Genomic DNA, 8,922 nt, shown 5'->3' on the forward strand with positions numbered 1-8,922 from the left:
GCGGATCAAGGAGCTGCTGGGTTATGGACTGTCGGTGCGCAAGATCGCCACGCTCCTGGGCCAAACCAGCCACATCGCTCTGAATACCTATATCAACAAGCGGGGGCTTCAGCCGACGCCGAAGGTGTGAATGGAGACCTGACAGAAGCCCTGCGGACGGGTTGCGAGGCCAGACGGAATTTTCGGCGGTTTGGGCTTACACCCCCAGATCGGAACGACGCACTGTCTCTGGGTTTCTCGCGGGCCAGCCTGCGCGGATTGCCCCACGCCGAGACCAGTTACGAGCTGACCTGTGTATTTGGGGTGATACCCGGCATTCATCTCCAGCCTGACATACAGGTCGTTGTTCATCCAGGAGGCTATCTGCCAACGGCTCTCGTGGGTATTATGCGACTTGAAGTAAATTTTGCGGATTTATTCGGTATTTGATTGTCCACCTATTTATTCAGGTATATGCCGATTTATCAAATAATTATCGCCGTAACTGTATCACAGCAACAAAGGAAGTATTTAAAATGCTCACCAGCCCATTGCATGGTCTTCTTCTGACCGGATCGGACTTACTCTTGGCTTTCGTTTTAGGCGCAATGATTGGGCTCGAACGACAATGGCGACAGCGCACTGCGGGGTTGCGCACTAACACTCTCGTAGCGGTCGGCGCGGCTATTTTCGTAGATCTGGCCCTACGCATGGGGGGTCCTACAGAAGCCGTTCGGGTCGTAGCCTATGTGGTGTCTGGTGTCGGCTTCCTGGGCGCTGGAACCATCATGAAAGAGGGCGTCAATGTACGGGGACTCAACACCGCCGCTACCTTGTGGGGTTCTGCCGCAGTCGGGGCTTGCTCAGGCGCGGAACAATGGGCACCGGCAATCTTGGCCGCCATTTTTGTGCTCATAGCCAACACGCTGTTACGCCCGGTCGTCAATCAGATCAACCGTAGACCATTGGACAGCGGTGGCACCGAACTGACGGCGGCGGTCTACCTGATTGTGGCGAGAGGTGAAGAAGGGGAGTTGCGGGATCAGATATTTGAAATCCTCGACGCGGGTGGCTATCCGATTCGAGACATACGTATGCATCCATTTGGTCTCAAGGAAACCGAGATCGCTGCAAACCTGATTCCAAGTAGCATTAACGAGCCGGAATTGGACCATATTATAAATCGCCTGGAGGCGCTGCCCGGTGTTCACCAAGCTTTCTGGAACCAGAGCCCTGGTGAGTGAATGCACAGAGGATATGGTGTGATCGGGCTGGTCTTGGCGTGTCTGTAATCAATGTTGATGTTTGCAAAATGCATGATAATAACCCCGTCTCTGGAGAGAAATGGCTGCCTGGCGCATAGTGGGAAGCTGCACTTTAAAGTTGCGATATTATACTCAAGTAAGCATTACTGAAAAGGATACTCATGGGAACTCTATGGGACCCAATACCGCAGATTGGGTTTGCAGCGTCTCCAGCATGGGGAGTACCTGCTCTTTGTCATTGGGTGCCTGGCTGACACCCGTGGCCACCACCAGCATGGTCTGGTCATCGACGGCGGCCTGGGCATTATAGGACAGCTCAAAGCCGCCACCCGAGACCGGCATGATGCGGGACTCCTCATCGGTGAGGTTGATCTGATCCTGCGCTTTCGGGGCGGGATCGGGTGCTTTGGGTTCTTTGCCCAGACGTTTCTGGCCGGTTGCTTCACGTTCAGCGCGGCGGGCCATTTTCTCGTCGTAAAGGATTTTTTCCTTTTCATAACGGGCTTGAACCCGTTCGGCAATCTTGGCCTTGGCGGCGGCCATCACGGCTAACCGGTCTTCGCGGCGACGTATTTCCTCCGGCAGATTCACGCCATCAGGAATGACTGCCTGATCCGCTTGCTCTGCCAGCGCGAACAATTCCTGCACTTCGGCCTTCAGTTGCCGCTCCATCTGTTCGATATGTCCGTGGGACAGGGCTTGATGTTTGGAGGCGTTGGCGTGGATCTTGGTGCCATCCAGGCAAACCCGGCCAACCTTCAGCAGCTTCATTTCTTGTGCCAGTTCCAGCACCTGTACGAACAGGTTTTGCAGCTCACCCAGGAAACGGCGGCGGAAGTTCGCCAGCGTGTCGTGATCGGGATGGCCGCCTGCAGCGAGATAACGGAAGGCTACAGAATCATAGGTGGCCTGTTCCAGCTTGCGGCTGGAGAACACCCCGTTGGCATAACCGTAAACTAAAATCGCCAGCAATGTTGCCGGATGATAGGCCTTACAGCCTCGGCCAGCATATTGCTTAACCAATCGGGAGAGGTCCAGCTGCTCAATCACCTCGACGATAAAGCGGGCAAGATGCCCTTCGGGTAACCAGTCCTCCATGGACGGAGGCAGGAGATAACTGGTCTTGCGGTCGGGGTCGATAAAGTGGGCCATCGTTCACTCATCATATTGAATTATAAATAATTATACCTCAATAGGCTGGCCCGTGAAAGTCCGACAGACTGCTAGAGGCCGGTCCCTTGAGAAAACGGAAAAAATCGTACGTTAAGCTGAACCGGCGCCTTTCTGGTGATGCCTGGCGAGTAGGCGAGCCACGGTAGAGGGATGTATCCGGAATAGCCGGGCAGCATCAGCTGCAGTTTTCTGGCCTGACGTGACCAACGTAATGATCTCTTTTTGCTGTGGCAAACTCAGCTTGGGCCTGCGACCACCGACACGCCCTTCTTTTCTGGCCGCATCAAGTCCGCTTTTCGTCCGTTCCCGCAACATCGCCCGCTCAAATTCGGCGAACGACCCTACAATCTGCATCATCATCCGTCCGGCGGAGCTGGTGGTATCAATCGCTTCCGTGAGACTTTGAAAATTTGCTTCGGCTTGTTCGATCTTCTCCAGCGTTAGTAACAGATCTTTCAACGAACGCGACAAGCGATCCAGTTTCCAGACCACAACCACATCGCCCTTGCGCAACTGACCCAAGAGATGATGCAGCTCCGGGCGATCCCAGCGGCCGCCAGAGGCCTTTTCCTGGAAGATCTTTTCACATCCGGCGCTCTTCAGTGCCAAGCGTTGAGACTGGGCGTCTTGGTCCATGGTAGAAACACGGGCATAACCAATGCGCATGATTGCAATTTCCTGTTGCCATTCACCTTAATTGTGCAATATATTTTTGCACTGCGCAAAGCCTGATAGTACCAGCGCACCGTCATAGGTGCACAAACGATCGTTTGTGCTGCCACGCATTTCAGGAGTCACCGATGCCTCGACGTTCCACCCTCTCAGCAGCCGAACGGGCCAGCCTCTTGGCGATTCCTGATACAGGTGACGAATGGATCCGGCACTACACATTCAGCGAGTCCGATTTGTCGCTGATCCAACAGCGACGTGGGGACGCGAATCGTTTGGGCATGGCTATCCAGCTATGCCTTCTGCGTTTCCCTGGGCAAGGGTTGCTGACTGATACCATGGTGCCGGCGTCCCTTCTGGAATGGGTTGGACGTCAATTGCGTATGGATTCGCGTTGCTGGCCCCAATATGCTGAACGAGAGGAAACCAGGCGCGAGCACCTGCTCGATTTGCGCACCTATCTGGGACTGGAGCCGTTTGGCTTGGCGCACTACCGGCAAGTTGTGCATGACACAATGGATTTGGCTGTTCAGACGGATAAAGGCATCGTGCTGGCATCACATGTTCTGGAAACGCTCCGCCAGCGACGCATTATCATCCCAGCAATGGAGGTCATCGACCGCATTTGTGCTGAGTCGATCACCCGGGCCAACCGGCGGATCTATGCGGCACTGACGGATGTGCTGTCGGCCGACCATCGCCAACGACTGGATGCGCTCCTCAAGCGCAAGGAGGGCAGCCAGAAGACGGTGCTGGCCTGGCTGCGGGAGGCACCGGCCAAACCGAACTCTCGTCACATGCGCCGGCACATTGAACGTTTGCAGGCCCTACAGGCGATAGATTTGCCCGTCGGCATGGATCTTCTGGTTCACCAGAACCGCCTGCTCAAGCTGGCTCGTGAGGGCGGCCAAATGACGCCAGCGGACCTCGCCAAGTTCGAGACCCAGCGCCGCTATGCGACCCTGGCGGCACTAGTCATCGAAGCCACCGCCACGGTAACTGATGAGATCATCGACCTGCACGACCGCATCCTGGGGAAGTTATTCAACGCCGCCAAACAAAAACATCAGGAGCAATTCCAGCGTTCGGGGAAGGCCATCAACGACAAGGTTCGTCTGTACGGGCGGATCGGCGATGCCTTGCTGGAAGCCCGCAAGAGCGGTGCGGATCCCTTTGCGGCCATTGAAAAGGTCCTCCCCTGGGAGGACTTCACCGCCAGTGTGACCGAAGCCAAAAGCCTGGCCCGTCCCGCCGATTTCGATTTCCTCCACCACATCGGTGACAGCTACACCACCGTCCGACTTTATGCCGCACCTTTTCTGGCCGTTCTCAAATTACGGGCGGCACCGGCGGCCCAGGACCTGCTCGACGCCATTGAGGTGATCCGCGGCCTGTATGACAGCAATGCCCGCAAGATGCCCGCGGACGCACCGACCCGATTCATCAAGCCGCGCTGGAAAAAGCTGGTGGTCACCGGAGAAGGCATCGTCCGGCGCTACTACGAGCTGTGCGCCCTGTCAGAGCTCAAAAATGCCCTGCGCTCCGGCGATATCTGGGTGCAGGGCTCGCGCCAGTTCAAGGATTTTGACACGTATCTGATCCCTGCCGGGCGTTTCGATGATCTCACTCAAGCCGGCGCCCTGCCGCTGGCGGTGAACACCGACTGCGAAGCCTATTTGCAGGAGCGCATGGCACTGCTGGAACAGCAACTCGCCAGTACCAATCATCTTGCGGCCGCCGATGACCTACCCGATGCCATCATCACGGACTCCGGCCTGAAAATCACCCCGCTGGATGCGGTCGCGCCTGACACGGCGCAATCGCTGATCGACCAGGCGGCGGCGCTACTGCCGCACATTAAAATCACCGAACTGCTGATGGAGGTGAACGCCTGGACCGGATTCACCCGCCACTTCACGCACCTCAAGAGTGGCGATGAAGCCAAGGACAAGACCCTGCTGTTGACGGCGATCCTTGCCGACGGCATCAATCTTGGATTGAGCAAAATGGCGGAATCGAGCCCCGGCATGACCTATGCCCGACTCTCCTGGCTACAGGCCTGGCACATCCGCGACGAGACCTACTCGACGGCCCTGGCCGAACTGGTCAACGCGCAGCTGCGCAACCCCTTTGCCGCGCATTGGGGGGACGGCAGCACCTCGTCATCGGATGGTCAGCGCTTCCGCGCTGGTGGCAAGGCCGAGAGTACCGGGCACGTCAATCCGAAGTATGGGGCGGATCCCGGGCGGCTGGTCTACACCCACATCTCCGACCAATACGCGCCGTTCAGCAGCAAGCTGGTCAACGTCGGCGTGCGCGATTCGACCTATGTGCTCGATGGGCTGCTGTACCACGAGTCGGATCTGCGGATCGAAGAGCACTACACGGACACGGCCGGCTTCACGGATCACGTCTTCGCCCTGACGCATCTCCTGGGCTTTCGTTTTGCACCGCGGATCCGGGATCTGGGGGAAACCAAACTGTTTCTGCCCAAGGACGATCCCGGATATGACGCCCTCAAACCGATGATTGGCGGCACCCTGAAGCTCCAGCTCATCCGCACCCATTGGGCAGACATCCTGCGCCTGGCGACCTCCATCAAGCAGGGAACCGTGACGGCCTCTCTCATGCTCCGGAAGCTCGGCAGTTACCCGCGCCAAAACGGTCTGGCGGTGGCTCTGCGCGAGCTGGGACGCATTGAACGCACGCTGTTCATCCTCGACTGGCTGCAAAGCGTGGAACTGCGCCGGCGGGTGCAGGCCGGACTGAACAAGGGTGAGGCACGCAATGCGCTGGCCCGGGCGGTGTTCTTCAATCGGCTGGGGGAGATCCGGGATCGGGGCTTTGAACAGCAGCGCTACCGAGCCAGTGGCCTGAATCTGGTGACGGCGGCTGTCGTGCTGTGGAATACCGTGTACCTGGAGCGGGCAATCAGCGCCCTGCAGGAGCATGGGCAAGTGGTCGACGAAACGCTGCTGCAGTACCTATCGCCGCTGGGCTGGGAACACATCAATCTGACGGGGGATTACCTGTGGCGGCGTAGCGCCAAGCTCAAACAAGGCAGATATCAGCCACTGCGGCCCTTCGCAGGAGCTTAACGTACGATTTTTTCCGTTTTCTCAAGGGACCCCTGGAAGAAGAATTTGACTGCGACATGCCAGATGATGCGACAGACATCGGGACAGTTGGGGATGTCGTGAACTACTTTACGTCACACGTAGCTCCTTTGAGCCTAAATGATTAACCACCAAAATCGGCATAAAAATCAATTGGTTGTTACGGCATGGGCACCCGTTCCCGATGGCGTCCGGAATCCGCCACCGGCACCCGCATCGTCACCAACCCTTAACCCACGGCCACCCTCACACTCCCAATATGCACCATCTGCATGAATGAAGGCCTTAGGAGATTTCTATGACCTCTGGGCTGTTCGGGGCCGAACCGTCGTGGCACACACACCCTTCCCCTTGGGCAGCGGCCACCAACTCATGCAGGATACCGCATTCGGCGGTGGTATGCCGCCCGTGGCAGCGTCCGCGCAGTTGCTCAAGCTGCCTCGCCAGCGCTTGTAGCGATTGGAGCCGTCCCTGTACATGAGCCAGATGCGTATTGATCAACCGATCCACGTCTAGGCAATCGTCCAGCGGATGATCCAGCAGATGCAAGAGTCGCTGCACGTCCGCAAGTGGCATGTCCAGCGCCCGGCAGTGGCGAATAAAGGCAAGCCGTTCCAGATGCGCGAGGCCATAAGCGCGATAGCCGTTCGCCCGCCGAACTGGCGCGGGCAAGAGGCCTATCCGTTCATAATAACGGATGGTCTCTGGATCCACGCACGTGGCCTGCCCAAGTTCGCCAATTCGCATATCAGCCCCCCAAAAAGAGCAGTATAAATCCTTGACCATGTAGTGGCTACAAGGTTTTTAATGGCAATTCATTCGGATTTTTGCAGAGTAAGGATGATGTATGGCACACGACTCTCATGACCATGCCGGTCATACCGCTGGTCACCATCATACCCACGCGCATAGCCATGCCCACGGTCCGGCAAACTATGGTCGCGCTTTTGCCATCGGAGTGGCGCTCAACCTGAGCTTCGTGCTGGCTGAGGTCGTGTTTGGGATGATTGGACATTCCCTGGCTTTACTGGCGGATGCCGGACATAACATGAGTGACATCCTGGGCTTGCTCATGGCTTGGGGCGCCACGGCACTGTCTCGCCGCCAGCCCTCGGCGCGCTTTACCTACGGGCTGCGCAGCTCGTCAATTCTGGTGGCTCTGGCCAATGCCGTATTCCTGTTGGTGGTGACTGGCGGGATCGCCTGGGAAGCGATTCAGCGCATGCTGCATCCCACGCCCGTGGCAAGCGGCATAGTCATTGGCGTCGCAGCCTTCGGAGTGGCGATCAATACCGGAACCGCCCTGCTGTTCATGGCGGGGCGCAAGGGCGATCTGAATATCCGAGCAGCGTTTCTGCACATGGCGGGCGATGCCGCTGTATCGCTCGGGGTGGTCCTGGCGGGGATCGGGATGCTGTTTACCGACTGGTTTTGGCTGGATCCCGCGGTCAGCCTGCTCATCAGCGCGGTGATCGTGATCGCCACCTGGGGCTTGCTGAGGGATTCCCTCAACCTGACCCTGCACGGCGTGCCCGAAGGAATCGAAACCCAGGCGGTACGCGCCTATCTCGCCGCCCTGCCGGATGTGGCGGCGGTACATGACCTGCACATCTGGGCCATGAGCACCACCGAAACGGCGCTGACCGTGCATCTGGTCATGCCCAACGGCCACCCCGGAGACGCGCTCCTGAACCGGATCGGCAATGAATTGCAGAGGCGCTTTCGCATCGACCACCCCACCTTGCAGGTGGAGGCTGGCGATCCGGCCCACCCGTGCGCACTGGCGCCGGATCATCGGGTTTGAGATTTTCCGGAAGGTTTATGCAAGGATCCAGGAATATGGCTTCGAGAAGATTTCTTTTCCACAATATAGATACTCTGAATAGATACGAAATCATAAGTTAAATTATTGTGTGGCATTATGCTTAAGTATTTCTCATTGGCTTAAACACCATAAGCTTTGACGATGCAAAATTAAAACCCATGCCAGCCATTGATCCAGCGGCAACAGCGAGTACTGGAGTCTTTGAGAATAGAACTGCTGTGAGCACGAGAATGGCATAAATACCGTTGTTTACCACTGCGCCTACCGAATTGGCTGCTACATATCTGGTCCACTCATGCAACCAGTTTTCACTGGCGTGTTCCGCAAAGGTCCAGTGGCGATTAATAAGCCAAGTGACCGTGACCGCCACGGTGAATGCGATGACCTGGGCAACTATGGGACCTAGCCCTAATTCCCGTGTGAAGATGACAACAATCCCCGTATCCACGACAAAGCCTGCCACGCCGGAGATTCCGAAACGGACGATCTCGGAAATGTTTTTATTCGGAATCATGTTGTTCGGCTTGTGTGATTGAAGATCTTTTCGATGTACTTCGCACCAGATACACTGGCCTTCCTTTAGTCTCTTCGTAGATTCGCCCAAGGTACTCACCGATCACACCAAGAGCTATGAGTTGCACACCGCCCAAGAACAGGAGTGTGACCATCATGGATGGATATCCCCTGACTGGGGGTGTAAGCCCAAACCCTCGAAAATTTTGTCTGCCCTCGTAACCCGACCACGGGGCTACAGATGGCCCCCAATCAGACCTTCGGCGTCGGCTGAAGCCCCCGCTTGTTGATATAGGTATTCAGAGCGATGTGGCTGGTTTGGCCCAGGAGCGTGGCGATCTTGCGCACCGACAGTCCATAACCCAGCAGCTCCTTGATCCGC

The 8,922-nt window shown here is 57.0% G+C and carries 7 protein-coding genes and 1 pseudogene; 4 read left to right on the forward strand and 4 right to left on the reverse strand.

The window, feature by feature from the left end; genetic code table 11:
* The first annotated feature begins 126 nt into the window (after nt 1-126).
* A complete protein-coding gene (locus tag HJG40_RS03870) occupies nt 127-429 on the forward strand; it encodes a carbohydrate porin (protein ID WP_226857081.1) in 303 nt (100 codons plus the stop codon).
* Between the two features lie 86 nt (nt 430-515).
* Complete coding sequence (locus HJG40_RS03875) at nt 516-1,223, forward strand: MgtC/SapB family protein (protein WP_215862979.1); 708 nt, start codon at nt 516-518, stop codon at nt 1,221-1,223.
* 216 nt (nt 1,224-1,439) lie between these two features.
* Here HJG40_RS03875 and HJG40_RS03880 read toward each other — a convergent pair.
* Together HJG40_RS03880 and HJG40_RS03885 are read right to left on the reverse strand one after the other, a co-directional pair.
* Nucleotides 1,440-2,396 (reverse strand): annotated as a pseudogene (locus HJG40_RS03880) (transposase); the annotation flags it as partial.
* Nucleotides 2,397-2,507: 111 nt separating this feature from the next.
* Nucleotides 2,508-3,083, reverse strand: coding sequence for a recombinase family protein (locus HJG40_RS03885; protein ID WP_215862981.1), 576 nt, complete (start codon nt 3,081-3,083; stop codon nt 2,508-2,510).
* A 134-nt stretch (nt 3,084-3,217) separates the two neighbouring features.
* Between HJG40_RS03885 and HJG40_RS03890 the strand changes: the two genes are divergently transcribed.
* Nucleotides 3,218-6,184, forward strand: coding sequence for a Tn3 family transposase (locus tag HJG40_RS03890; protein ID WP_215862982.1), 2,967 nt, complete (start codon nt 3,218-3,220; stop codon nt 6,182-6,184).
* Between the two features lie 303 nt (nt 6,185-6,487).
* On the opposite strand, the gene HJG40_RS03895 is transcribed toward HJG40_RS03890, so the two are convergent.
* Complete coding sequence (locus HJG40_RS03895) at nt 6,488-6,988, reverse strand: MerR family transcriptional regulator (RefSeq protein ID WP_010642686.1); 501 nt, start codon at nt 6,986-6,988, stop codon at nt 6,488-6,490.
* Between the two features lie 61 nt (nt 6,989-7,049).
* Between HJG40_RS03895 and HJG40_RS03900 the strand changes: the two genes are divergently transcribed.
* On the forward strand, nt 7,050-8,006 hold the full coding sequence (locus tag HJG40_RS03900) for a cation diffusion facilitator family transporter (RefSeq protein WP_215862983.1): 957 nt from the start codon (nt 7,050-7,052) through the stop codon (nt 8,004-8,006).
* Nucleotides 8,007-8,127: 121 nt separating this feature from the next.
* Here HJG40_RS03900 and HJG40_RS03905 read toward each other — a convergent pair whose 3' ends face one another.
* On the reverse strand, nt 8,128-8,541 hold the full coding sequence (locus tag HJG40_RS03905) for a GtrA family protein (RefSeq protein ID WP_215862984.1): 414 nt from the start codon (nt 8,539-8,541) through the stop codon (nt 8,128-8,130).
* Nucleotides 8,542-8,922 lie beyond the last annotated feature (381 nt).

The organism is Acidithiobacillus concretivorus, from assembly GCF_018853445.1.
Taxonomy (GTDB): Bacteria; Pseudomonadota; Gammaproteobacteria; order Acidithiobacillales; family Acidithiobacillaceae; genus Acidithiobacillus; species Acidithiobacillus concretivorus.